This window comes from Kistimonas scapharcae, assembly GCF_039540975.1.
Classification (GTDB): domain Bacteria; phylum Pseudomonadota; class Gammaproteobacteria; order Pseudomonadales; family Endozoicomonadaceae; genus Kistimonas; species Kistimonas scapharcae.
In genome coordinates, this window is the sequence record NZ_BAABFL010000467.1 from 23,815 (window position 1) to 49,160 (window position 25,346).

The window sequence follows — 25,346 nt, forward strand, 5'->3', positions numbered from 1 at the left end:
GGCTACTCCGGCATCAGACTCAGGAATCTATCGAATCCACCGGCGACTCCGGCAGCTTGAAGCCCGCCACCGACTGTCGCATGCCACTGGCCATGGTCGCCAGGTTACCGATAGACCGTGCCGTCGCATTGGTACCCGCTGACGTCTGGGACGTGATTTCCTGGATAACATTCATCGTGTTGGAGATATGGCCCGCAGAAGACGACTGCTGACGGGCTGCGTTGGAGATGTTCTGGATCAGGGTCGAGAGGCTGTTGGAAACCTGCTCAATATCTTCCAGCGCCACACCGGCATCCTGAGCCAAACCGGCACCACGAACCACTTCAGAGGTGGTCTGCTCCATGGAGATAACCGCTTCGTTGGTATCGGTCTGGATGGTTTTAACCAGGCCTTCAATCTGCTTGGTCGCCGCTGACGCCCGTTCTGCCAGACGCTGAACTTCGTCCGCAACCACCGCGAAGCCCCGGCCGGCCTCACCCGCCATAGAGGCCTGGATCGCGGCATTCAGTGCCAGAATGTTGGTCTGGTCGGCAATGTCGTTGATCAGGGAGACGATATCGCCGATTTCCTGGGAAGATTCACCCAGTCGTTTGATTCGCTTGGAGGTGTCCTGAATCTGCTCACGGATGGTATCCATGCCCGAGATGGTATTCTGAACCAGCTCGTTACCCTTGTTGGCCAGATCAACCGATCGCTCCGCAACCGACGCCGATTCAGCGGAGTTCGCAGATACCTGATCGATGGAAACCGCCATCTCGTTAATCGCTGCGGAGGCACCGGCAATCTCCTGCGCCTGGTGTTCCGCCGCCTCGGCCAGGTGTTTCGCCGTGGTCTGAGTTTCATCCGCCGCACTGGCGACCTGTACCGCCGTATCGTTGATGGTGTTAACCAACGCCCGGAGCTGTTCGATGGAGAAGTTAATGGAGTCAGCAATCGCACCGGTGAAATCTTCGGTTACGGTTGCGGTAACGGTCAGGTCACCATCGGCCAGGTCAGCCAGTTCGTCCAGCAGTCTCAGGATTGCAGCCTGGTTCGCTTCATTGCTGGCAGCGGTTTCAGCAAGACGACGACGGGTGCCGCCCACCATGACCAGGCCAATCAACAGAATCGCACCCAACGCTACGAGACCTGGTACGGCAACCGTCAGTTCATTACCCTGAATCACAGAACGCTGACCGCCCAGATGTTCGAAGGTCATGGCCAGATCGGAGGTATTTTTCAGCAGCTGCTGTGAATTCACAAAGATCTGGTCGGAGGCTTCACGCACCAGAAACAGTTCCGGTGAGGTTTCCAATATCTCATCTACCGAACCCGAAACGAATTCAAACAGATCGGCAATTTCCACCAGACGGTCGATGGCTTCTTCATCCTCAACCTGTGAGATATTCATGGCAATATTGCCTTCCAGCATGCCGTTCAGGACCCGTCCGAACAGCTTAGCGTCACGACCGAAACTGTCGGCCGCCATTACAGAATCCTCGCCCCCTTCAAGCACCTTGCTGACGCTTCGAACGATACGCTCAGCCAACCAGGGCTGACGCTGGGCCACGGAAATCTGTTCTGCCGGCGCTTCGGTTTCCAGCAGGATTTCCACGACTTCGTCGTATTCCACCTGAAGCTGGGGAATGGTTTCAGCCAGCGTTGCAGCAACATCGTGGAGTGACAGAACGGTTTCCTGACTTTCCAGGATGCTATCGGTGTTCTGCCGAACACGGTTCCAGGTTGCGGTAACGCCCTGCATCTGCTCAGCAACCACCGGAGACTGGCCACTGGCAGCAGGCAGCCCCATGGATGGATCGCCAGCGTGCAGATAGTTGTAACGTCGCTGGAATTCATCCCGCGCCCGCTTGAGCAACGGGAAGGCTTCGGATTTACCCGATACGGCTTCCGTGGCGTTCTTCGCTATCTGCTGCGACAGAACCCGCAATTCACCCGCGTGTGCGATGTATTCCTTGTCCTGTGTCGACTGTTTGTTGATCAGCCAGAACGCCCCAATCATCGCAACCAATGACAGGAACAACACAACAAACAGGGTCAGGATGACACCGTTTGTCTGCGATCCGCTTGCTGCTTTTGCTTTGCCTTTCATTTCTCTCTGGCCCCCGCTGGCCTGGAAGTCATTGTTCTTGCTTTATTCAGTCAGGGCTCTACAGAGCCATTCCCCAGAGACACTCGACACTGTCCGACTGTCAGGCCGTCTCCAGCGCCACCTGCATGAAACTGGCATGCTCTGCCAGCGTGAGAAGACTGAACACCAGGTAGGACGCTTCCCGCTGGTAGCTGCCCGCCAGGAATGGCTGCAGTGCCTCCGACGTACTGGCCGGTATACAGTCAGAAAAAGTATCTGCTTCAAAATGCTGCATGCCCTGAACGCCATCGACAATCAGGCCGCAGATCAAGTCACCCTGTTCAAGCACCAGGATGCGACGGGTGGTACTGGCAGACGAAGGCTCAAGTCCCAGAAACTCACCCAGATCCATCACGGGCAACAAACGTCCCCGGCTATTGGCAACGCCTTTCATCCAGGATTTCACCCCGGGCACCAGCGTTATGCTGTCTGGCACGTGAAGAATTTCAGCCACCTCTGACAGAGGCGCCACACAGCGCTCGCCGGCCAGTGAGAAACCCACACCACTCCAGTACTGTTTCAGGTCCTGCTGGGCAGGCAGACCATCACTGTTGGCGCGGGCACGCTGATCAAGGTCAAGCAACAGCTCAAACGGTGTACTCATACCAGACCCCGTCCGTCCGAAACCACGAAACCCTGCACAGGGCAGGGAGAGTAAGAGAGATGCACGGTTTGCACGTTTGTTATCGTTATCATGTCAACCTGCATGTGAGGAGCCGCTTCACGCGACCATGACGTCATTCAGCTTCTTGATCAGATTGGAAGCATCCACCGGTTTGGTCAGATAGCCCTTGGCGCCCTGGCGCTCACCCCAGACCCGGTCCGTTTCCTGATCCTTGGTGGTCACAATAATGACCGGGATATGGCTGGTTGCCTGATCCCGTGACAGCTGGCGCGTCGCCTGGAAACCATTCAGACCGGGCATAACAATATCCATCAACACCGCATCCGGCTTTTCGGCCCGGCACAGGGCAACGCCATCCGCACCATTGTCCGCCTTGAGCACTTCATGCCCATTCGCTTTCAGGACTTTTTCCAGAATCGCTGTTTCTGTTGGAGAGTCATCAACAATCAGTACTCGCGCCATGGTTCCCCCAGTGTTTCTTCACGCATTCCCATAAACTGATTGGGATGCGCTTGCTTATTCGTTATCACAACAGTCTGGCCCTGACTGTATTCATCGCTTTTATACGTTATGCGGCCGGTCGATATTCCCGTATCGCATCCAGCAATTCGTCCTTGCTGAACGGTTTTGTCAGGTACTTGTCTGAGCCGACAATGCGCCCCTTGGCCTTGTCAAACAGCCCGTCTTTACTCGACAGCATAATGACCGGTGTGCCTTTGAAAGTGCTGTTGTTCTTGATCAGGGCACAGGTCTGGTAGCCATCGAGGCGGGGCATCATGATATCGACAAAGATGATATGCGGGCGGGTATCGGCAATCTTGGCCAGCGCGTCAAAGCCGTCAATGGCGGTGACAACATCGCAGCCGACCTTCTTGAGCAGCGTTTCTGCAGTACGGCGGATGGTCTTGCTGTCATCAATGACCATTATCCGCAGATTCTCAAAGTTATCGCTCATTCTTGGCCCTTCCCTACCGGGTCAGTGCATCTGCCATGCTTCTTGTTATTGTCTGCCTTGCGGCGTAGAAGCCACTTTTTATCACACATTACTACGGCATTCTACCGACCTCATCACGGTAAATACAAATTCCCCATCCGGCGACAAGAACCGGAAAGAGGGAGAAACAAAAGCCCGAAACAGGGGCTCTGTAAGCCTGTACATCTGATACAATGCCGCCATCCATTATCTGCACAGAGAATCGGAATGACCATTAAGCTCGGCATTGTGATGGATCCTATTGCCGCCATCAGTTACAAGAAAGACAGCTCCCTGGCCATGCTGCTGGCCGCCCAGAAACGGGGCTGGCAACTGTTTTACATGGAGCAGGGCGACTTGTTCCAGGAAAATGGCGTCGCACAGGCGTCGATGAGTGAGCTGACTGTCAGGGCTGATCCGGAAGACTGGTTCACGCTGGAACCGGCAACGATCCGTGAACTGGCCGAGCTGGATGTGATCCTGATGCGTAAGGATCCACCGTTTGATAACGAGTTCATCTACAGCACCTACCTGCTGGAACAGGCGGAACGCGCCGGCACCCTGATCGTTAATAAGCCCCAGAGTCTGCGGGACTATAACGAGAAATTCTTCGCAACCCTGTTTCCACAATGCTGTACCGACTGCATGGTCAGCCGCGACATGAATCGCCTGCGGGAATTCGCCGCACGCCACCAGGATGTCATTTTCAAACCGCTTGATGGTATGGGTGGCACTTCCATCTTTCGGGTCAAAGCCGATGACCCCAATGTCAGCGTCATTCTGGAAACCCTGACCGAACGGGGCCAATGCCAGATCATGGCGCAGAAGTTCATTCCCGAGATCAAGCAAGGCGACAAGCGAATCCTGATGATTGACGGGGAACCGGTACCTTACGCACTGGCGCGGATTCCGGCCGAAGGCGAAACCCGGGGCAACCTGGCCGCTGGCGGCAGTGGTGTAGGACAGCCACTCTCTGACCGGGATCGCTGGATTGCCGGGCAGGTCGGCCCAGTATTGAAAGAAAAGGGGTTACTGTTTGTCGGGCTGGATGTGATTGGTGATTATCTCACCGAGATCAACGTCACCAGCCCAACCTGTATCCGGGAGCTGGATACCCAGTTCGATATCAGCATTGCCGACATGCTGATGGATAAAATTGCCGAGAAACGATAACTGGCCGGATGTATCAGACTGTCTGGCATCCTAATCGATGCCAGATAGAGAACAATAAAATGCTTAGCCTGTCATACTCCGGCACACGCTTCATGGACTTTTCCGGTTGATGTTGGCAGAGTGAAAGTCACTGCAGTAACCCTGATCCCCGGGGTATGGATAACAAGACAAGTCCACCAAACATGGCACAAGCAACGGCACCGGTCACAACAGCAGACCGATTAAGCTTTACCCTGCTCCTGGCAGTCGCCCTGCATGCGCTCATCATTCTTGGCGTAGGCTTCACGCTGCACGACAATCCCGAACCCGCCAAAACCATTGAGGTGACACTGGCCAGCTTCCAGAGTGAAAAAGCGCCGGAAAAGGCGGATTACCTGGCTCAGGTCAACCAGGAAGGCAGCGGTAGCCTGGAAGAAGCAGCCCGCCCGTCCAGCGATCAGCTGCAAGCACCAGTGCAGGATAATGAGATCCGAAAAGTGGAACTACGGGAGCAAACCGAGCAGCAACAGAGACAAACGCTAGACACCTCCCGCAAGGTGACCGCTGCCGTTTCGAATCAACGTATCAAAGAGGGCGCCGGTAAGCAGAAAGAAAGCCCCATCAGGGAAAATAACACACCCCGCCCAAAAATCGATTTACGCGCTGAAATCGCCAGCCTGGAAGCAGAGTTCTATGAGCAGCGCAACGCCTATGCCAAGCGCCCCCGCATCCTGCGCCTCAATGCCGCGTCAACACGGCAGAGCGACGGCGTCTGGTATATGGAAGCCTGGCGCAAGAAAGTCATGCGGATCGGTAATATCAACTATCCTGAGTCTGCTCGCAGCAAGAAACTGTATGGCCAGCTGGAACTGGCTGTCCAGATCAACCGGGACGGTACCCTGAACAAAATAGAGGTTCTGCGCTCTTCCGGTCATAAGGTTCTGGATGATGCCGCTATCCGAATCGTTGAGCTGGCCGCGCCTTTTGCCCCATTCCCTGACGATCTGCGGGAGAAGGATATCATCGAAATCATCCGGACCTGGCGCTTCGAACCCGGTGACCGGATATACAGCGGCTAAACGCCCTTTCCTGCTGCAGGCGGTTCACTCATCACCAGGATACACCCCATGAATCAGTCAACGGGTAACAGCCTGCGTCACCATTTTCTGATCTCCATGCCGCAGTTGGCTGATCCGAATTTCAGCGGCACCCTGACCTATCTTTGTGAACATAATGAACAGGGTGCAATGGGATTGGTCATCAACCGTCCAACCAGTCTCTGTTTAGGGGATGTGCTCATGCATATCGATATCACCATCTCACCCGGCTCATCCCATTTCCACGATACGGTTTTCGCCGGCGGCCCGGTGGACATTGAGCACGGTTTCATCCTTCACAGTCGCGATAACAGACGCTGGAACGCCACCATGCCGGTAACAGACACTCTGTCACTGGCGACGTCCCGTGATATTCTGCAAGCCATTTCAGAAGGCGATGGGCCAGACATGGCATTGATAGCATTGGGCTATGCCGGTTGGGGCGCCGGCCAGCTGGAGCAGGAAATCTCGCAAAATACCTGGCTCACCTGCCCGGCAGATACCGATATTCTTTTCAATACCCCCATTGACCAGCGCCTGATCAAGGCCGCCGCAAAGATTGGTGTGAACCTTGACTTACTCAGTCATGAAGCAGGGCATGCCTGAAGACGACTTGATGTTATTCAATATCCAGATCCAACCAGTCTCCGGCCATCCAAAAATCTTCCAGTTCCAGTGATAGTACCGGACACTCTCCACCATCAATCAGCCCCTTACCCATCTCAAAGACATTGCGGCATTCATCTTCTATAACCGGGCCTGTAATCTCGATACCTGATGATTTTAACTGCCCGATCAGCTCAGAGCATGCCACTTCCTTATCACCACCCCAGATATGGCTGATCGTTTCCCGTGAAGCGCCATAAATAACCTGATTAATGTTGTAGCCCATCACATTGGCCCAATGAATCGCACCTAACCCAACCGGCTCCGGCAAGGCGGTTGAGAACAGCGTTAACGCCTGCCCATCCCGGGCGCTGTAACGGGTACATAGCATATGCACCGCCAATGCCTCTGCGGTATAGAGCGGACTGATGTGACAGGCGCTACAGGCCGTTACCACGACCCGATCAGCTGCATCCACAAAGCAGGCGGCAAACGGGTAGCCGGGCGTGACATCCACACCCATTTCCAGCAGTTCTCGGATAATAAATTCATGGTTGTCCATAATCCGTACCTCTATAACAACCTGGGACGAAAGGAGAGAAATAACGCAGTTGAACCACCAGCATAGCTGTAATCTGACATTGCGCAGCACAGATGACCGGTCTGTCATATAATCCGCGCTTAATCCACGGCTATACGTGACCCATGAAAGCAGAACCCGCAAGAACTCTGATGGCATTTGACTACGGCACCCGCAACATCGGTGTTGCCATCGGCCAGTCCGTGACTGGCACCGCAACCGCCTTACCGGGCCTGAAAGCCCGTGACGGTATCCCTGACTGGCAACAGGTGAAGCGCCTGATTGATGAGTGGCAACCCGATGCTTTCGTCATTGGCATGCCATTGAATATGGACGGCACAGAATCAGAGATGTCACAACGAGCCCGCAAATTCGGCAACCGTCTTTACGGTCGATTCGGTAAAGCCTGGCATGCGGCAGATGAGCGATTGAGCACGTATGAAGCAAAAGAGTGGGCAGGAAGACTGGGTCATACCGGCAGCTACGGCGACAACCCTGTTGACAGCATGGCGGCACAAATGATTCTGGAGAGTTGGATGAATGATCCCGCCAACGCCTGCTGGTTGATCAGAGCAACACCCGGATCATGACACTACCCGGGTGGGTGCCTGATCGACTTAATGAGATTCACCATCATCCTCAATGGTAAGACCGCTAGACATAGAGTTCAGATGCTCGGCATCCGTTTCTGAACCCAGCTTGATCATCAGCCGGAGATCGTTGGCAGAATCTGCATGGGCAATGGCATCTTCATAGGTGATTTCGCCATTGTTATACAGTTCATACAATGACTGATCGAAGGTGTGCATCCCCACTTCATTCGACCGCGCCATCAGCCCTTTCAGTTCGTGAACATTTCCTTTACGGATCATATCTGCGGCGAGTGGCGTATTGATCAGAATCTCCGTAGCAGCTTTACGCCCTTTGCCATCAGGGGTTTTGACCAGTTGCTGGGCAATAATTGCCTTGAGGTTGAGAGCAAGATCATTCCAGACCTGCTGATGCTGGTCCGATGGGAAAAAGTGAATAATCCGATCAAGCGCCTGGTTGGCATTGTTCGCATGCAAGGTCGCCAGACATAAGTGGCCGGTCTCTGCGAATGTAACCGCGTAGTTCATGGTATCCCGCGTCCGCACCTCGCCGATCATGATGACATCCGGCGCCTGCCGCAGGGTATTCTTCAGCGCGACTTCAAAGGATTCCGTATCAATACCCACTTCGCGCTGGGTGACAATGCACCCCTTATGCTGATGGATAAATTCAATCGGATCCTCGATGGAAATGATGTGGCCATGGCTGTTTTCATTCCGGTGTCCAATCATCGCCGCCAGTGACGAGGACTTACCATGCCCCGTGGCACCAACAAAGATAATCAGCCCACGTTTGGTCATCGCCAGCTGGTTTATGACTTCCGGGACACCCAGTTCCTCCACCGTTGGAATCTTGGTCTCAATCCGGCGCAGCACCATACCTGCCAGATTGCGCTGATAGAAGGCACTGACCCGAAACCGCCCGATGCCACTGGCATTGATCGCAAAATTACATTCGTGATTGGTGTGAAATTCTTTCTGTTGCTTCTCACTCATGACACCGAGCACCGTCTCCATAGACTTCTCAGGCGACATGGGGTTTTTGGTGACCGGTATAATCTTGCCCGCCACTTTCATGCAAGGCGGCATGCCAGCGGTGATAAACAGATCCGAGGCGCGCTTATCCACCATCAGCTTCAGCAAGGGGTTGAGATCCATATGGCTCATTCACGTATCTCGCTTTATGTGTGGACTGTGCATTAAAAATCGTCTGGATTCTTCGCCTTCGAACGCGCAGCTTCCCGGGTGATAATCCCTTTCTGGAGCAGATTCTTGAGACATCCATCCAGCGTTTGCATACCAAGGTTACCCCCGGTCTGAATCGCGGAATACATCTGGGCTATTTTGTCCTCGCGAATCAGGTTCCGTATCGCGGGGGTGCCGATCATGATTTCATGCGCAGCAACTCGGCCACCACCAATCTTCTTCAGCAGTGCCTGGGAGACAACCGCCTGCAGGGATTCCGACAACATGGAACGCACCATCGCCTTCTCCTCACCGGGGAATACGTCGACGATACGGTCAATCGTCTTGGCGGCTGACGTTGTATGCAGGGTGCCAAAGACCATATGCCCGGTTTCCGCCGCGGTCAGGGCCAGACGGATGGTTTCCAGGTCCCGCATCTCACCCACCAGGATAATATCGGGATCTTCCCGCAGCGCAGAACGGAGTGCCGCATCAAATCCCAGGGTATCCCTGTGGACTTCCCGCTGGTTAACCAGGCATTTTTTTGACTCATGAACAAATTCGACCGGATCTTCCACCGTCAGGATATGGCCGTATTTGTTTTCATTCACATAATCCAGCATTGCCGCCAATGTGGTGGACTTACCGGAACCGGTTGGCCCGGTCACCAGACAAAGTCCTCGAGGAAGGACTGAAATATCCTTGAAAATCTGCCCCATGCCCAACTCATCCATGGAAAGCACTTTACTGGGAATGGTCCGGAATACAGCACCAGCGCCTCGACCATGGTTGAAGGCGTTAACCCGGAAACGGGCCACACCCGGTACCTCGAAGGAAAAATCCGTCTCAAGGTACTCTTCATAGTCCTTACGCTGTTTATCATTCATGATGTCGTAGATCAGGCCATGCACCTGTTTATGGTCCATGGCAGGCAGGTTGATCCGGCGCACATCGCCGTCGATACGAATCATGGGCGGCAGGCCTGCAGACAGATGCAGGTCGGACGCGCCCTGTTTGGTACCAAACGCCAGCAGCTCGGTAATGTCCATGACTCCCCCCGGGGTCTTGTTATTCTCTGGCCAGACGCATTGAAGCATTGCGCCTGCAGTCTTCTTTTAAGAATAGCTAGGTCACGGCCTGATTCTTCTTTCCACACAGGTGGTGGTATTCTTGCGGTTTTCAGCCGTACCCGGCAAAGACGGGAAGTATCATTACATAGCCATGTCTGCAATTGAAACCCAATTTCAACAGGTCCGTGACCGGATTCATGCCGCAGAAAACGCCTGTGGAAGAGCCGGCGCTGTCAAACTTCTGGCGGTCAGCAAAACCAAGCCTGCCCGTCTGGTGCGCGAAGCCTGGCATACCGGTCAGCGGGATTTCGGTGAGAACTATGTGCAGGAGGGTATCGACAAGATTCAGGCCCTTCAGGATCTTGTCGATATTTGCTGGCACTTTATCGGCCCTCTGCAGTCCAACAAAACCCGTGCCGTCGCAGAGCACTTCGATTGGGTGCACAGCGTCGACCGCCTGAAAATCGCCCAGCGCCTGAGCGAACAGCGGCCAGGGCATCTGCCACCACTGAACATCTGCATTCAGGTGAATATCAGTGATGAAGACACCAAATCCGGTGTTTCGCCGGAAGATGCCCAATCCCTGGCGGCAGAGATCGTGACGCTACCCAACCTGGCATTGCGTGGCCTGATGGCGATCCCCATACCCACGGATGATCCGGCAGCCCAACATGCCGCATTCCGGGCCATGTCAGCATTACTGGCAACGCTTCAGGACCGCTGGCCTGAGCAAGCGCTGGATACCTTGTCCATGGGAATGAGCAACGACCTGGAGGCCGCAATAGAAGAGGGCGCTACGATGGTACGCATTGGCACCGCACTGTTTGGCGCACGGGATTATTCGTAATTCCTGACGGCATAATTAACACCAAACCGGAACAACAGCATGACCACAGCAACACTGGCTTTTATCGGCGCCGGCAACATGGCTGGCAGCATTATCGGTGGATTGATCAGCAATGGCTATGATCCTGAGCGTATTATCGCTTCTGATCCGGGTCTGGAGACGCTTCAGTTGCTGAAAGCACGGTTTGGTATCAAGATTGCCGAAAACAACAGCGACGCCGTACGGGAAGCAGATGTGGTGATTCTCGCGGTCAAACCGCAGGTCATGAAACCCGTAGTGACAGAGCTGGCGCCAGCGCTGCAGGATGCCATGCCCATGCTGGTCTCTATTGCTGCCGGCATCACCATCGATAGCCTCAATGACTGGAGTGGCGGCAATCTCCCCATTATCCGCTGCATGCCAAACACGCCGGCACTGGTTGGCTGCGGTGCCAGCGGACTGTATGCCAACCCACAGGTATCAGAAGCACAAAAAACTTTGGCGGAGACTGTCATGAATGCCGTCGGTATCAGCCAGTGGCTGGATTCAGAAAGCGCCATTGATGCCGTTACAGCGCTATCAGGCAGTGGCCCGGCCTACTTCTTCCTGCTGATGGAATCCATGATCAATGCTGGCAAACAACTGGGTCTGCCACCAGAGACAGCCACGGCGCTGACACTGCAGACAGCACTCGGCGCAGCACGTATGGCAACCGAAGGGGATGTCGAGGCCGCCGAGCTGCGTCGCCGCGTTACTTCCCCCGGCGGTACCACCGAGCAAGCCATCAATACGTTTGAGCAAGGCGAATTCCGTACACTGGTACAGTCTGCCCTTGATGCGGCCGAGCGACGTTCTCGGGAGCTGGCCAAACAGGACTGACGTTTCCATCCGTGTTAACGGTGGATAAGATTAAGGCAGGGCTGTTGCAACTCGGTTGCAGCACCCCCATAGTGTGAAAATCCGGACTACTGAAGAGTTACCGATTACATGTCACCATTGACCAGCTCCCTATCATTCCTGGTGGAAACCATCGGCAGCCTGTTTGTTATGGCTGTGCTGATCCGCTTTCTGCTGCAACTGGTACGGGCGGATTTCTACAATCCCATCTCCCAGGCCATCGTGAAGGTCACGGGGCCTTTACTGAACCCGTTGCGCCGCCTGATTCCCGGTTTCAAGGGTATGGATGTCGCGGCTCTGATCCTGGCTCTGCTGGTTCAGATCGTGATTGTCTACCTATTACTTGGCATTCACGGCTACATTCCCTCGGTGATCCCGGTGGGGCAGGTACTGGCGATTTCGATCTTCAAGCTGCTAAATACCCTGCTGAATATTTACATGTTCAGCCTGATCATCATCGCTATCGCCAGTTGGGTGGCACCCGGCAGTTATAACCCGGCACTGATCCTGCTGCATCAACTGACCGAACCACTAAGCAGTCGTATCCGCCGTGTGATTCCCCCGGTGGGCGGACTGGATTTCTCCCTGATGGTACTCGTTATCCTGATCGTCATGATCAAGAATGCACTACCCGCCATTATTCCTGGGCTTCCCGGTTTATAAAGCCTTCGAAACATTGGCGTCTTCAAAAACCCGTAGCTGTCCTACGGGTTTTTATTGTTCTCAAAACCAATCCTGACCACATAGTTAGCCTCCCTCGGATTATCACTATATAATCGTGCCCGCTATCTGCGCACGAACAATAACTATGCAGCCTGCCTGAGGGTGAGGGGGATCGCGTCATGGGAAGACTGGAATCACAGTTTGACGCCTTTATTGACTGGAAACAGCATTTACTGGCCCAGGTCACCCGCTATCAATCCTGGTTGGTTCATAACCACCTGCTGACACCTGAGCTGGATCGTCGGCTGTCTCAGGCCAATGAGAGCCTGCGCCGTAAAACCATCACGATAGCCTTTGTCGGTGAGTTCTCCCGGGGTAAAACCGAACTGATCAACGCCCTGTTTTTCGGCAACCAACACGCCCGAATGTTGCCCTCCTGTGCCGGTCGCACCACCATGTGCCCAACCGAGCTCTTCCATGAGCCGGGAAAACCGACCTCAATCCGACTGCTGCCAATAACAACCCGGTTACAGGCAACGTCCCTCGCAGAATTACAGCATTCCCACGACCAATGGCACGAAATACCCCTGCCAACGGAAGATACAGACGCATTGGGCGTGGCTCTCGCACGGGTGGCAGAAACCCTCGACGTGACTGAAGAGAAAGCCCTTCAGCTGGGATTTGAACCCGAACACCTGCAGTTCAGCAAAGCAGATAACGGCTGTGTAAAAATCCCTGCGTGGCGACACGCCCTGATCAATATTGATCATCCTTTGCTGAGCAAGGGTATTCGTATTCTGGACACCCCGGGCCTGAATGCCCTGGGCCTGGAACCGGAGCTAACACTGAACATGTTGCCTTCGGCTGACGCCATTATTTACTTACTAAGCGCAGATACCGGCGTCACTGCCAGCGATATGGCCATCTGGCAGGATCCAATCCAAACCATCCAGCAAAACCGTCCCTCCAGCCTGTTTGCTGTGCTGAACAAGATTGATTTGCTGGATGATGAGCTGCTCACTCCAACCCAGCAACAGGATATTCGATCCGCTATTCTGGACACGTCCGCCCGTCAGCTTGGCCTTCGACCCGATGAGATCATCGCTGTCAGTGCCCGTCGGGCGCTGACCGGCAAACTGAAAGGGCGTCCGGCACTCGTCACCAGCAGCGGCATAGAAACACTGGAGCACCTGCTCAGTCAGGAGTTGATTCATCACCAGGAGCAGTTGCTGGAGGGCTGTGTCGTCAATGATCTGCACCATCTGCTGGACAACAGCCGTCAACTACTGGAAAAGCGTCTTCAGGATCTTTATACCCGACAGCGGCAGCTCAACGGTAGCCGTAAGGATGATCAGCTACTGGTTGCAGAACTCACAGAGCAAACACGTATCCAGTATAACCAGCACCACAAACGGCTTCTGGCGTTAAAATCCAGTCGTCGGCTGGTACAGCAGCAGGGCAGGGCACTGATTAGAGCCTGCCGTACCGACCTGTTTCAGGAGCGTGTCAGGAAAGTCCACACACTCCTGTTAAAGAGTCTGACCACGGTTGGTATTAACCAGACCATCACCCGTTTCTTCCTCTATGTGCAGGATGATATTCATCAGCTCAGCATTGAGGCACGGCTGGCAAACCGGCTGGTTCAGTCTATCTATGAACGGCATGCCGATGCTGACGGTCATACGCTTTATCCAACGCTGTTTCTGACAGACGATTATCTGAAAGAGCTAAACGCCATCAGAATCAAAGCAGACCATTTCGGTAAACGACTCAGTACTGTATTAACCGAGCAGCACCTCGTTATACGACGATTCTTTAATACGCTGGTACGCGAAGTGATTGCCCTGCATGAGCGCATAGAAACGGATACCGGGCAATGGGCAGATCAGGCGCTGTTACCATTGACCCAGCACGCTCTGGAACAAAAACAGTTGCTGGAGCGGCAACTGGTACAGCTAAAAAGCCTCAACAGGGACAACGCCAACCGCAAGCAGCTATTGGGCAAACTGGATGAGTTTCTGGCGGATACCGAGCATCAGCTGGTAAAAATTGACCATATTCTAAAAAATACCCGACAGCGAATCAGTCCTACCAAATCCAGCAATGTGGTGGTTCTCCATGAGCGCCCCGTGATGGCCTGATCAGGCCATCACGCCACGAATGGCATACCAATAGTCTGCTTCAGGCTATGCTTTATCATCTACCGTGATAGTCTCAAAAGACAATGAATACGCCCATCGCAATACACCTTGTGGCCGCCGTCTATGCCATTGTCGTCGGTGGTTTACAGCTGGCTTTCCCTAAAGGAATCCAACAGCATCGTTACCTTGGCCGTTCCTGGATGATTGCGATGTTAATAACAGCACTGTCGTCTTTCTGGATAAAAAGCTTCATGCCTCTCTGGCTCAGTTTTGGCCCTATTCATATCCTGTCAGCGTGGATCATCATTTGTGTGATCATTTCTACGCTTGCCGCCTGGCGGCACCGAATTAAACAACATAAGTATTATTCTATCGGTGCCTATATCGGTCTGGTCGGCGCCGGTGTGGGCACGCTTGCACCAGGACGTTACCTGAACCAGATACTCTTTGGCGGCTAGACCCGCCATCCCGGCTCCTTTAGACTTGCCAAACCTGCAATAATTCGAACAAATTCGCCATGACAGATGTTGCCGCCGAGCAGCGGGATGCGCCCCCTGTCCGCAGTCTGCCTGAAGATTCCGTGGGACTCGTCGAGCCGCGCAAGCTGCACTTTGCCGATCCCCTGCACCTGCGTTGTGGCCGAGTTCTGCCGCAGTTTGATCTGATGATCGAAACCTATGGCGAACTCAATGTCGATTCATCCAACGCTATCCTGATCTGCCATGCATTGAGCGGCAATCATCATGCGGCCGGTTACCACTCCCCCGAAGACCGCAAACCCGGTTGGTGGGATACCGCCATCGGCCCGGGCAAACCCATTGATACCAATACTTTCTTTGTCGTCTGCCTGAATAATCTGGGTGGCTGTCATGGCAGCACCGGTCCCACCAGCATCAATCCGGAAACAGGCCGCCCCTGGGGTCCCACTTTTCCGGTGGTGACTGTGGATGACTGGGTAGACAGCCAGGCGCGCCTGGCCGATCAGCTGGGCATTCAGCAGTGGGCGGCAGTGGTTGGCGGCAGCCTTGGTGGTATGCAGGTGCTGGAGTGGACAATCCGTTATCCGGAACGGCTTTGCCATGCCGTCGTTATTGCATCAGCACCGAAACTGTCTGCCCAGAACATTGCCTTCAATGAAGTGGCCCGCCGCGCCATCATGAGCGATGAAAACTTCCATGATGGTCATTACCAGGAACAGGGCGTCATTCCCAAAAATGGGCTGATGCTGGCACGCATGGTCGGCCATATCACCTATTTGTCCGATGACGCCATGGGCGCCAAGTTCGGCCGGGAACTCAAACAGGACAAGATCAACTTCGACTTCGGCGCGGAGTTCCAGGTGGAAAGTTACCTGCGTTACCAGGGCGAAGCCTTCTCTGGCCGGTTCGACGCCAACAGTTATCTCCTGATGACCAAGGCACTGGATTACTTCGATCCCGCCGCCCGGTTTGATCATGACCTGGTCAAAGCGCTGGAAAACACCACGGCCCGCTTCCTGGTACTGTCTTTTTCAACAGACTGGCGCTTTGCGCCTGATCGCTCCCGGGAAATTGTGAATGCCTTGCTGGCCGCTAAAAAGCCGGTTTCCTATCTGGAAGTCGATGCACCCCAGGGGCACGATGCTTTTCTGATGGCCATTCCCCGCTACATGGACACCCTGCAGGCTTATCTGGGACGTATCGCTGAGGAGGTCTGCTGATGCGTAAGGACTTTGAACTCATACAGCACTGGATCAAGCCCCAAAGTCGGGTACTGGATCTGGCCTGTGGTGATGGCGCCCTGTTAAACCAGCTGACCACCAGCCACAACGTGCAGGGCTACGGGCTGGAAATCAATCCGGAGAATATCCAGGCCTGCATCACCAAAGGGGTGAATGTGATTGAGCAAAATCTGGATCACGGGCTCAAGAACTTTGGTGATAACACCTTTGATACCGTGATCATGACCCAGGCCCTGCAGGTGATGCGTTTTCCGCACCTGGTGCTGGAGGAAATGCTGCGGGTTGGGAAGGAATGCATCGTCACCTTTCCCAACTTCGGCCACTGGCGCTGCCGAACCCATCTGACCCTGCGGGGGAAAATGCCGGTCTCCAAGTTCATGCCCTACACCTGGTATGACACCCCGAACATCCATTTTTGCACCTTCCGGGATTTCGAGGATCTCTGCCGCAAGAGCAACCTGAAGATTCTCAACCGCCTGGTGGCCAACCGGGAGCATGAAAGCCCGGCACTGGGCCGTGCCATGCCGAACCTGTTTGGCGAAATTGCCATCTATCACCTGTGTCGACACAACGAGGCTGCCTGATGCGACCTGTACGCTCATCCCTGCTGTTCCTGTCTCTGCTCCTGTCCCTCAACACAGCGGTTGCCAGTGAACCGGCGTCGACAAAACGGTTCGGCGATTACGTAATTCATTACTCCCCATTCAACAGTACATTTGTGACACCCCAGGTCGCAAAGAGCTATGCTCTGACACGTGACAAACGTACCGGGCTGGTCAATATCGCCGTACACTACAAGGGCAAGCCGGTTAAGGCAGACATCAAAGGCGAGGCGGTCAACCTGTTACAGCAGAAAGAAGCCCTGACCTTCCGGTTGATTGATGAAGGGGAAGCGGTCTACTACCTGGCGCCGTTCCGTTTCATCAATGAAGAGCTGTTGCGGTTCACCGTGACGGTGACACCCGAGCAGGAGGACGGCGGCCCGATGACCGTCCGCTTCTCACGAACATTCTACGAAGGCTGACAGCATCCATGTCCTCAGAGATTCGACAGATCGTCCTCGCCACCGGCAACCACGGCAAGCTGGCGGAGTTCCAGCACCTGCTGGGCGCCCATAACATCAAGATGCTGACCCAGAAGCAGTTCGGGGTCACGGGTGTGGAAGAAACCGGGCTGACGTTCGTCGAAAACGCGATTCTCAAGGCACGGGCGGCGGCGGAAGCCTCTGGTCTGCCGGTTATTGCAGATGATTCCGGACTGGAAGTCGACGCTCTGAATGGCGCACCCGGCATATACTCCAGTCGCTATTCTGGTGAGAATGCCTCGGATGCGGACAATATTGAAAAGCTGCTCAAAGCACTCCAGGGATTGCCCGTCTCTGAACGAACAGCACGTTTCCAGTGCCTGCTGGTCTACCTGCGCCATGCCAATGATCCGACGCCGTTGATCTGTCAGGGTACCTGGGAAGGCTATATCATCGAAGAACCCCGGGGTGATCATGGCTTCGGTTATGATCCGGTCTTCTTCGTGCCCGGCATGCACAGCACGGCAGCCGAACTGACACCGGAGCAGAAAAACAGCCAGAGCCACCGCGCGATGGCCATGCGGCAGCTGGCAGAAAAGCTCACGGCATAATCCTCTGCGCACGCTGGTCATAGTGTCCGGCGTGCCCGTCCCTTATGATTTCAGTCCCTGTTATTGCTGGCGGTAACCAATTTGCTGACCCTTCCTCCTCTCAGTCTCTACGTTCATGTTCCATGGTGCATCCAAAAGTGTCCCTACTGCGACTTCAACTCCCATACAGCCAAAGGCGAGCTGCCGGAAAGGGACTATGTAAACGCGCTACTGCAGGATTTTGAAACCTCTCTGAATGCGATTCAGGGCAGAACCCTGCACAGTATATTCATCGGTGGCGGCACCCCGAGCCTGCTATCCCCCAGTGCCTACGAGCGACTGTTTTCCGGGCTGCGCCAGCATATCGATTTCAGCGACGAGATCGAAATCACCCTTGAAGCGAACCCCGGAACGTTTGAGCAGGACAAGTTCACTGGGTTCCGGCAAACCGGTATTAACCGGCTGTCTATCGGTATCCAGAGTTTTCAGGATGACAAGCTGAAAAAGCTTGGCCGTATTCATCATGGAGAAGAAGCTCAACGTGCGGTGGGAATGGCGTTTGCTGCCGGTTTTACCAATATCAATCTGGACCTTATGCATGGTCTGCCCAATCAAAGCCAGGACGATGCCCTCTTTGACCTGAAAACCGCCCTTGCGCTCAAACCGACACACCTCTCGTGGTACCAGCTGACCATTGAACCCAATACCGTCTTTTACTCAAAGCCGCCGGCCTTGCCGGAAGATGACACCCTTTGGGATATTCAGGAAGCGGGTCAGGCACTGCTCGCAGAATCCGGCTATCAGCAATATGAAATTTCCGCTTACAGCCAACCGGGCCGCCAATCCCGACACAACCTGAATTACTGGCAATTTGGCGATTACATCGGGATCGGCGCCGGAGCCCATGGCAAGCTCACCTTGCTGGAAGAGGGCGTAATCCTACGAAACTGGAAGACCCGGTTACCGGCGGATTACCTCAATCCTGCCAAGCCCTTTGAAGCCGGCAACAGAGTGCTGATCAAAGAGGATCTGCCCCTTGAATTCATGATGAATGCCCTGCGACTGCATCATGGTGTCGATATTGACTATTTCGGTAGCAGAACAGGGATACCCTATCACGAAATTAGCGAGCCAATTGAGCATGCGATAGAACTTGGCCTAATAACCATAAAGAATAAAAAAATACTGCCCACTGACAAAGGCAGCCTGTTTTTGAATGATGCCTTGGCACTTTTTGGATAATTAAACAGTACTTAGCGCTATTCGGAAAAATGCATATAAGAATACTGACTATAAAAAGTGAGCATATAATTACCATGCTCACTTTTCAGCTTTTTTTAGGAACTTCCATTAGATAATCATTGTCAAAAACACTAATCAATACAGGTAGATTATAAGCACCAGACCGAGGTTAATGATGATTATTGAAAAACTTCTTACACCTATACGTCATCTTCATGGATCTTATGTTGCTCAGAAGAAGTCAGATCCAGTAGTCGATGGCAGAACGCTACTTGGCGATCTTTCCAGTGAACAGCTGGAAATCCTGACAAACAATTGTTTACAGGAAAATCTGACAAATCTATACCGTACACTCGACACTAGACGAGTAGCGATCCTAGGTGAGATTATTGAAGATGATGCTGCCAAGGAATATTGGGAGTGCTTTCAGGACTTTGCTGATACTCTGTATGCAACCATTGTGCAACTCGAGGAATATGGGTATGAGATTACCGATAATCATCCCATCAGAGGGCTTAATCAATACTTCCAAACTGAATGCGCCCGAGTAAGAGAAGAATTATATGGAATCGAAAAAGAAGGGAAATATAGAACCACACCTGAAGCAAGAATAATGCAACTTAAACTTGAAGCCATACCAGAACTTCTTAAAAATACCAACATTCGGCCAGATAGCACTATTGATTTTACGGATATCCCAAAAATAGGTTTCGAAAAAACAAATACAGCATTAGAGCATCAACTCAATCAATTATCAGGTTTAGAAGAGGCGGGCCACTACGATGATAATTATGAAGATTTTGGTTTAACAATCACTAGACCCATTCTTACCAATGCCCATAATCTCGTCAGAGCCTATGAACTTGAAACACAACAGAGCCTCGACATTAGCCACCCCCTCAAACGACTGGCCAGTTTCAGCCATGCGACAGATGATCAGTTATCCGAATGGATAGCCAGTGGTGATCAGAATTTTCATCCTGTCTATGCAGCAATTAATAATTTTTATTATGACAGGGAAATAAAAAAACTAGTTCAATTCTCTGAGGATCACTTGTTAGAGGATGAGACAGGCTCATTATTTTCAACAAGCCAAATGCGACACACCTATGATGAGGCGGAAGACGACGACATGTGGCCAACGGATTATGACACTCGTGTACCTTGGAGAGAGACTCCTGGATTAACAATTCGGGAGCTGCATAGTAGTGATGATGAAGATGAACCCCATTCTCCTGTTATGAAGCGACGTCGGCATAGTGTCGATTCCACGACCAGGCTAAAAACTTATAGAAGCGCTGACTCGCTATTATCAAGCGTTGATCGTGCTCCATTACCCCATATAAAAGACGGTGAAGAGTAAGAAACGCTAACAACACTGATGCATTCATGCAATAAGCTTCGTTTATTTATACGAAATATTGGAACTTTCTGCCATGCTAATCAGTCTCAATAACAGCCCCGTTTTACTGATATAAACAATGGTATGATATGGATAGGTCGTATAACTCAAATCTTGAATTAACTACAAGATGTCCTCATAAAAGCAGCTTCAAACCATCTGTCGATAGACCGAAGGGAGCCCTTTTTAAAAAGTGGAACTTGATGTCTACAGCTGAAAAAGGGCGATTGGTTATTAATTCAAATCAACAGCTAAAATCAGACATAGATATGCTGGAGCAAAGACGAATTGATCATTCACTATTAAGCATTGGAAATGAATTTGATGTCGAAACAGTAAGAACACTATGGAATGATTTGAATTTAATCAGGGATCACCAACTGGCACTAAGGCTCCAACTGGAAGAATTAAACTATAGCCCTATCCAACTCACCCCATTAAAAAATCTTGACGACTCCATCTCCAGGTTAATTAAAAATATTAACACTAATGTCGATAACATCCCGAATGAAATAGAAAGAGATTCAATCCTCAACAACCTACTGATTAATAATACATTTATTCCAGAAGAAACACTGACCGACGATTTATACACTCTACTGAACCCTGCCATTAAAAAACAATCAACATATGAAGATGATGACTGGGCAGCTCCACAACTGAAGCGCCAAAAACGTCATAATGATCCATTAGAAGATTCTGATAGTGAAGTCACTTTACCTGATCACAGGGGAGAAGAGATCAGTTACGACGATGACGACTTCAAAGATCTTGAAAGAAGATACTTGGCATTAAAGGATCAAGATAGCCAACCTCAGACAGGTGTTGTCAGATAAAAACCCTCTGGTAACTCTATTTCAACTGAAACGGGCAAATGATCAGAAAGGGCAAAATCCACCACGCCATAATCCCGAACCGCCAAGGATGAACTTAGAAAGATATGATCCAGGGACTTGCGGGGACGCCAGCTGGGAAAGGTGTTGTCATTCCATAACGCAGGCCGTAAATCACTCCCTTTAAGCGGTGAGTGCCCCATCAGTTGTTCTGCATGGGTATTCATATCCCCCATCAGAATCACATGCTCACAGCCTTCAATCAGATCTCGGATATAAGCCAGCTGATTGTTCCGGGTTCTCTGACTCAGCGCCAGATGCATCATGACCACCAGCAATGGATTGTCCACTGACCCCAACCGCGTCACTATCGCTCCACGGCCCGGCAAGAGGCCAGGCAACTTATGGTCTTCAAGATCCAGTGGCTCCTGCCGTGTCAGCAGGCCATTGCTGTGCTGGGCAATCCGCCCCAAGTTACGGTTAAGCTGCTGATACCAGAAAGGGAAACGGGCTCGATGGGCCAGGTATTCAATCTGGTTGATAAACCCGCTGCGCAGGCTGCCGCCATCCGCTTCCTGAATGGCGACAATATCGTAGGGGCTGATCAGACGGGCAATCTGGTCAAGATTGGTGACGCGGGCGGACGTCGGCAGGATATGCTGCCAACTGCGGGTAAGGTAGTGACGGTACTGCTGGGTATTGATACCCACCTGGATATTAAAGCTCAGCAGCTTGACGGTGTTCCGGGCCGCATCCTGAACGGCATCATCAACGCTGGCGGAAACCACCTGCCCCTGATGAAAACCACGACCTGTCTTGTGGTGGGCCAATAGCCCGCGGATAGCATTCAACGACTTTACCTGCGTCTGTACGGCTCCCGGAACACACCAGAATCAGAAAACCGACTTAACCGGCTGTTGCGGCTTTCTGCTTTGGCGCCTTTTCCCGGCGAACCTTCTCTACCAGTGCATCGGCGACCTTGAGCATTTCCTCCAGCCCACCGGCAGATTGTGGATCCACCACGTAGCGTCCGTCGATAATCAGGGCGGGTACTCCCATCAGCTGGGCGCCCCGGACTTTAGCATACGCCTTCTGGGACTGGTTGCGTACACCGAAAGAGTCATAGGTCTTCAGGAATGTCTCCTTGTTGACCTTGAAGTGCTCATTCAGGAAATCCGCCATGTCAGCCGGTTTGTCCAGCCGCCTGCCTTCCTTCTGGACGGCTTCGAAAATAGCGGTATTGGCGGTCTCATCCAATCCCATTTCCTCTAAAGTGTAGAAAAGCTGCGCATGGGGTTGCCAAGGACGACCAAAAATAACCGGTGTTTTCACCACATCCACATCCGCTGACAGCGTTTTTTTCCAGGCAGGGATCAGCTTTTCCAGATCGTAGCAGTGGGGGCAGCCATACCAGAAGATGGTATCGACTTCGATTTTTCCGTCCGTTTGTTCAACAGACACCGCTTCTTTCAGCACTTTATATTGCTGGCCTGCCCGGTACTCATCCGCCTGGGCCTGAACAAACATCAGGCCGATGGCCATGATCAGCCCACATAACAGCTTTCGCATACGATTCTCCACTGCTCCAAACATGATGTATTTATGTGTGATCTATATAGCAAAAAGAAATATTCGGAAGTATCGGTATTGGCACCTGTTGTACCGACATTCTCGGCCCACTCAGGATGTCATTCACCTCCGTCCACAATAGACAAGCTTTCAAAACAATAGTGCCGTATACGCTGAATAAACAGGCACCAGCGTTTTGCGGATAAGACAGAGTGCCCACATTGAGCGATGGATGTGAATTTCAGGCACAAAAAAGGCGGCTCTCAAGCCGCCTTTCTGGTTCAACCGGAAGATCAGTGCAGACCATTGATATAGCTGGCCAGCGCATCGATTTCCTTGTTGCTGAGTTTCTCAGCAATGGTACGCATGATCTTGGTATCCCCATCATTCACACGGTCACCTTCACGGAAATCACGCAGTGTCTTGCCAATGTAATCCGGGTGCTGACCGGACAACAGCGGGAACTTCGCCAGACTATTGCCCTTACCGGTCGGCGAATGGCAGCTGGAGCAGGCCGGAATCCCCCGATCCACATCACCACCCCGATACAGTTTCGCGCCCAGAGCGATATGTTTTGGATCCACCTGACCTACACTGACGGCCTGGCTGGCGTAGAAAGCTGAAATATCAGCAATATCCTGGTCAGACAGGTTGTCCACCATGCCGGTCATCTCCAGCACCTTGCGCTCACCGGACTTGATATCCTGGATCTGCTTGACCAGGTACCCCTCACCCTGGCCGGCCAATTTGGGGAAATTCGGCGCCATGCTGTTACCGGTTGGCCCATGGCAGGCCGCACAGACAGCGGTTTTTTCCTTGCCTGCCTGCGGATCCCCACTACCCGCCTGCACAACACCCGACACCCCCAGAGACACCACAAGACTCAGAATGATTTTTTTCATAGCAAACCCAGCTTTTCGGCTAATCCAGCGCGTTACCGTTCTGTATTCAGAGATCTATTGCCCAGACATATAGCGGATTACCGCCTCATAATCCTCGGCTGTGCAATCCATACACATACCTTTAGGAGGCATCGCCCCCTTGCCCTGGACGACGCTGTTCACCAGCGTTTCCATCGGCAACTGCAGCCGGGTCTCCCAGTCAGCGGCATTGCCCTTCCGGGGCGCCGCGGCCACACCCGTGTCATGACAGATTTTACAGGCTTTCTGGTATACGGATTCCGGGGTCTGTCCGGCAACCGCCGCCTGGGACATCAGGCCGGCTGCGATCAGCAGAACGCTTCTGGTTAGTATTTTCATATCCGCCTCATCAGACAGCGAAATCCGGTTTTGTCCTTTGTCATGCCGGGCATGAACAGGCTGCTTTTCCGTCTTCCACTGCAGTGCAACACCTTTATCGTTGTGATTGAGCTTATGACCGGCTCGCACTATAGCGTCAGCATTATATACTATCGACCCTGCAATCAGAACATGGTAATCCGTGTCCGCGCCGATTGCAGGTAGTCAATTAACCGATTTTCACCGTAAATGAGTTCTTTTCATGTCTGAACAGATGACCGGCCTAAACTATCGTACAACACGATACGAGACCAGTGCCGCGCGGCTGGACCAGTGTCCTGCCGATACCGGCCGGGAAGTGGCGTTTGCCGGTCGTTCCAACGCCGGCAAGTCCAGTGCCCTGAATACGCTCACGGGTTCCAGCAGCCTGGCACGCACCAGTAAGACGCCGGGACGCACCCAGCTGATCAATTTCTTCCCCATTGATGAGGAACACCGCCTGGTCGATCTGCCCGGCTACGGCTATGCCAAGGTGCCTGTCGCCATGAAGCAGGACTGGCAGAAACACCTCGGCGAATACCTGGAAAAGCGCCAGAGCCTGGTCGGTGTCGTGTTATTGATGGATATCCGCCATCCCATGAAGGAGTTTGACCAGATCATGCTGGACTGGGCCCGGGACAGCCAGATGCCCATCCATATCCTGCTGACCAAGGCTGACAAACTGAAGTTTGGCGCCGCCAAGAGTACGCTGATCAAAATCCGTAATGATCTGAAAGAATGGGGTGATCAGCTGAGTATCCAGCTGTTTTCCTCCCTCAAGCGCACCGGCGTTGAAGAGCTGTCCGCCCGGCTGGATTCTTGGTTACTGGCCGATGATGCCGAATAATGGCTGAGACTGAATAAAAAAGGCTCCGGCCTCCTGGAACGGATGAGCCGGAGCAAACGTCGGAGCTCCGATAACCGACGGTATGGTGCAATACCCGTGATGGATCATCACATGGGGGGTGATGCTCACTGGCATTACAGTCATTTGACCATTCACAGGCTGGATTGTTCCCATTAACAACGGCTGAAATCAGTCAGGAATCCCCATAAAAACAAGCGAAATTAATAATACCTTAAATCCCGCTTAACCTTGGGAATGTGAGCAAGCTGGCCGTACTTTTGGCAACAGAGTACAGTTTTTGCACAAAAC

At 52.8% G+C, this 25,346-nt stretch carries 28 protein-coding genes; 17 read left to right on the plus strand and 11 right to left on the minus strand.

All coding sequences use genetic code 11. The features are described 5' to 3' along the window. Positions 1-19 precede the first annotated feature (19 nt). The 4 genes from ABD892_RS22605 to pilG all read right to left on the minus strand — a co-directional run bounded on the left by ABD892_RS22605 (position 20) and on the right by pilG (position 3,708). On the minus strand, positions 20-2,089 hold the full coding sequence (locus tag ABD892_RS22605) for a methyl-accepting chemotaxis protein (RefSeq protein WP_345198478.1): 2,070 nt from the start codon (positions 2,087-2,089) through the stop codon (positions 20-22). A gap of 100 nt (positions 2,090-2,189) precedes the next feature. Then, positions 2,190-2,732, minus strand: coding sequence for a chemotaxis protein CheW (locus tag ABD892_RS22610; protein WP_345198479.1), 543 nt, complete (start codon positions 2,730-2,732; stop codon positions 2,190-2,192). A 117-nt stretch (positions 2,733-2,849) separates the two neighbouring features. After that, complete coding sequence (gene pilH / locus ABD892_RS22615; protein ID WP_345198480.1) at positions 2,850-3,215, minus strand: twitching motility response regulator PilH; 366 nt, start codon at positions 3,213-3,215, stop codon at positions 2,850-2,852. 106 nt (positions 3,216-3,321) lie between these two features. Then, positions 3,322-3,708, minus strand: coding sequence for a twitching motility response regulator PilG (pilG, locus tag ABD892_RS22620; protein WP_345198481.1), 387 nt, complete (start codon positions 3,706-3,708; stop codon positions 3,322-3,324). Between the two features lie 246 nt (positions 3,709-3,954). Here pilG and gshB point away from each other — a divergent pair, with 246 nt between their 5' ends. The 3 genes from gshB to ABD892_RS22635 all read left to right on the plus strand — a co-directional run bounded on the left by gshB (position 3,955) and on the right by ABD892_RS22635 (position 6,581). Next, positions 3,955-4,899: a glutathione synthase gene (gene gshB / locus ABD892_RS22625; protein WP_345198482.1), complete on the plus strand. Its 945-nt coding sequence runs from the start codon at positions 3,955-3,957 to the stop codon at positions 4,897-4,899. Positions 4,900-5,081: 182 nt separating this feature from the next. Beyond that, positions 5,082-5,957, plus strand: a complete 876-nt coding sequence (locus ABD892_RS22630) for an energy transducer TonB (RefSeq protein WP_345198483.1) — start codon at positions 5,082-5,084, stop codon at positions 5,955-5,957. A 48-nt stretch (positions 5,958-6,005) separates the two neighbouring features. After that, positions 6,006-6,581 (plus strand): YqgE/AlgH family protein, encoded by a 576-nt coding sequence (locus tag ABD892_RS22635; protein WP_345198484.1) that lies wholly within the window; start codon positions 6,006-6,008, stop codon positions 6,579-6,581. Between the two features lie 13 nt (positions 6,582-6,594). On the opposite strand, the gene ABD892_RS22640 is transcribed toward ABD892_RS22635, so the two are convergent. Then, on the minus strand, positions 6,595-7,143 hold the full coding sequence (locus ABD892_RS22640) for a hypothetical protein (protein ID WP_345198485.1): 549 nt from the start codon (positions 7,141-7,143) through the stop codon (positions 6,595-6,597). Positions 7,144-7,286: 143 nt separating this feature from the next. On the opposite strand from ABD892_RS22640, the gene ruvX reads away from it, so the two are divergent. After that, complete coding sequence (ruvX, locus tag ABD892_RS22645; RefSeq protein ID WP_345198486.1) at positions 7,287-7,751, plus strand: Holliday junction resolvase RuvX; 465 nt, start codon at positions 7,287-7,289, stop codon at positions 7,749-7,751. Positions 7,752-7,778: 27 nt separating this feature from the next. On the opposite strand, the gene ABD892_RS22650 is transcribed toward ruvX, so the two are convergent. Both ABD892_RS22650 and ABD892_RS22655 read right to left on the minus strand, forming a co-directional pair. Continuing rightward, positions 7,779-8,909 carry a PilT/PilU family type 4a pilus ATPase gene (locus ABD892_RS22650; protein WP_345198508.1) on the minus strand — a complete coding sequence of 377 codons (1,131 nt, stop codon included), beginning with the start codon at positions 8,907-8,909 and terminating at the stop codon, positions 7,779-7,781. A gap of 41 nt (positions 8,910-8,950) precedes the next feature. Next, positions 8,951-9,985 (minus strand): type IV pilus twitching motility protein PilT, encoded by a 1,035-nt coding sequence (locus tag ABD892_RS22655; RefSeq protein ID WP_345198487.1) that lies wholly within the window; start codon positions 9,983-9,985, stop codon positions 8,951-8,953. Between the two features lie 172 nt (positions 9,986-10,157). On the opposite strand from ABD892_RS22655, the gene ABD892_RS22660 reads away from it, so the two are divergent. From ABD892_RS22660 to ABD892_RS22715, 12 genes are all read left to right on the plus strand, one after another. Next, complete coding sequence (locus tag ABD892_RS22660; protein ID WP_345198488.1) at positions 10,158-10,853, plus strand: YggS family pyridoxal phosphate-dependent enzyme; 696 nt, start codon at positions 10,158-10,160, stop codon at positions 10,851-10,853. 39 nt (positions 10,854-10,892) lie between these two features. Continuing rightward, positions 10,893-11,711 carry a pyrroline-5-carboxylate reductase gene (gene proC, locus ABD892_RS22665; RefSeq protein WP_345198489.1) on the plus strand — a complete coding sequence of 273 codons (819 nt, stop codon included), beginning with the start codon at positions 10,893-10,895 and terminating at the stop codon, positions 11,709-11,711. 108 nt (positions 11,712-11,819) lie between these two features. Then, positions 11,820-12,392: a YggT family protein gene (locus tag ABD892_RS22670; RefSeq protein ID WP_345198490.1), complete on the plus strand. Its 573-nt coding sequence runs from the start codon at positions 11,820-11,822 to the stop codon at positions 12,390-12,392. Between the two features lie 179 nt (positions 12,393-12,571). Then, positions 12,572-14,533: a dynamin family protein gene (locus ABD892_RS22675; protein ID WP_345198491.1), complete on the plus strand. Its 1,962-nt coding sequence runs from the start codon at positions 12,572-12,574 to the stop codon at positions 14,531-14,533. Between the two features lie 83 nt (positions 14,534-14,616). Then, the gene (locus tag ABD892_RS22680; protein ID WP_345198492.1) at positions 14,617-14,991 is read left to right on the plus strand and encodes a DUF2306 domain-containing protein; all 375 of its coding nucleotides are present in this window, start codon (positions 14,617-14,619) and stop codon (positions 14,989-14,991) included. Between the two features lie 59 nt (positions 14,992-15,050). Then, positions 15,051-16,232 (plus strand): homoserine O-succinyltransferase MetX, encoded by a 1,182-nt coding sequence (gene metX / locus ABD892_RS22685; RefSeq protein ID WP_345198493.1) that lies wholly within the window; start codon positions 15,051-15,053, stop codon positions 16,230-16,232. Continuing rightward, a complete protein-coding gene (gene metW / locus ABD892_RS22690; protein ID WP_345198494.1) occupies positions 16,232-16,837 on the plus strand; it encodes a methionine biosynthesis protein MetW in 606 nt (201 codons plus the stop codon). The genes metX and metW overlap by 1 nt, the downstream gene beginning before the upstream one ends. Beyond that, positions 16,837-17,277: a DUF4426 domain-containing protein gene (locus tag ABD892_RS22695; RefSeq protein WP_345198495.1), complete on the plus strand. Its 441-nt coding sequence runs from the start codon at positions 16,837-16,839 to the stop codon at positions 17,275-17,277. The genes metW and ABD892_RS22695 overlap by 1 nt, the downstream gene beginning before the upstream one ends. 8 nt (positions 17,278-17,285) lie before the next feature. Continuing rightward, complete coding sequence (locus tag ABD892_RS22700) at positions 17,286-17,888, plus strand: XTP/dITP diphosphatase (RefSeq protein WP_345198496.1); 603 nt, start codon at positions 17,286-17,288, stop codon at positions 17,886-17,888. A gap of 81 nt (positions 17,889-17,969) precedes the next feature. Next, positions 17,970-19,109 carry a radical SAM family heme chaperone HemW gene (hemW, locus tag ABD892_RS22705; RefSeq protein ID WP_345198498.1) on the plus strand — a complete coding sequence of 380 codons (1,140 nt, stop codon included), beginning with the start codon at positions 17,970-17,972 and terminating at the stop codon, positions 19,107-19,109. 172 nt (positions 19,110-19,281) lie between these two features. Further along, positions 19,282-20,472, plus strand: coding sequence for a hypothetical protein (locus ABD892_RS22710; protein ID WP_345198500.1), 1,191 nt, complete (start codon positions 19,282-19,284; stop codon positions 20,470-20,472). Between the two features lie 242 nt (positions 20,473-20,714). Then, complete coding sequence (locus ABD892_RS22715; RefSeq protein WP_345198501.1) at positions 20,715-21,347, plus strand: hypothetical protein; 633 nt, start codon at positions 20,715-20,717, stop codon at positions 21,345-21,347. On the opposite strand, the gene ABD892_RS22720 is transcribed toward ABD892_RS22715, so the two are convergent. The 4 genes from ABD892_RS22720 to ABD892_RS22735 all read right to left on the minus strand — a co-directional run bounded on the left by ABD892_RS22720 (position 21,326) and on the right by ABD892_RS22735 (position 24,301). Continuing rightward, positions 21,326-22,195: an endonuclease/exonuclease/phosphatase family protein gene (locus tag ABD892_RS22720; RefSeq protein ID WP_345198502.1), complete on the minus strand. Its 870-nt coding sequence runs from the start codon at positions 22,193-22,195 to the stop codon at positions 21,326-21,328. The genes ABD892_RS22715 and ABD892_RS22720 overlap by 22 nt on opposite strands. A gap of 55 nt (positions 22,196-22,250) precedes the next feature. Next, positions 22,251-22,913, minus strand: coding sequence for a thiol:disulfide interchange protein DsbA/DsbL (locus tag ABD892_RS22725; protein WP_345198503.1), 663 nt, complete (start codon positions 22,911-22,913; stop codon positions 22,251-22,253). Between the two features lie 293 nt (positions 22,914-23,206). Next, positions 23,207-23,815: a c-type cytochrome gene (locus ABD892_RS22730; RefSeq protein ID WP_345198505.1), complete on the minus strand. Its 609-nt coding sequence runs from the start codon at positions 23,813-23,815 to the stop codon at positions 23,207-23,209. Between the two features lie 54 nt (positions 23,816-23,869). Continuing rightward, complete coding sequence (locus ABD892_RS22735) at positions 23,870-24,301, minus strand: c-type cytochrome (protein WP_345198506.1); 432 nt, start codon at positions 24,299-24,301, stop codon at positions 23,870-23,872. A 112-nt stretch (positions 24,302-24,413) separates the two neighbouring features. Here ABD892_RS22735 and yihA point away from each other — a divergent pair, with 112 nt between their 5' ends. Further along, positions 24,414-25,037: a ribosome biogenesis GTP-binding protein YihA/YsxC gene (gene yihA / locus ABD892_RS22740; RefSeq protein WP_345198507.1), complete on the plus strand. Its 624-nt coding sequence runs from the start codon at positions 24,414-24,416 to the stop codon at positions 25,035-25,037. The last annotated feature ends 309 nt before the right edge of the window (positions 25,038-25,346 follow it).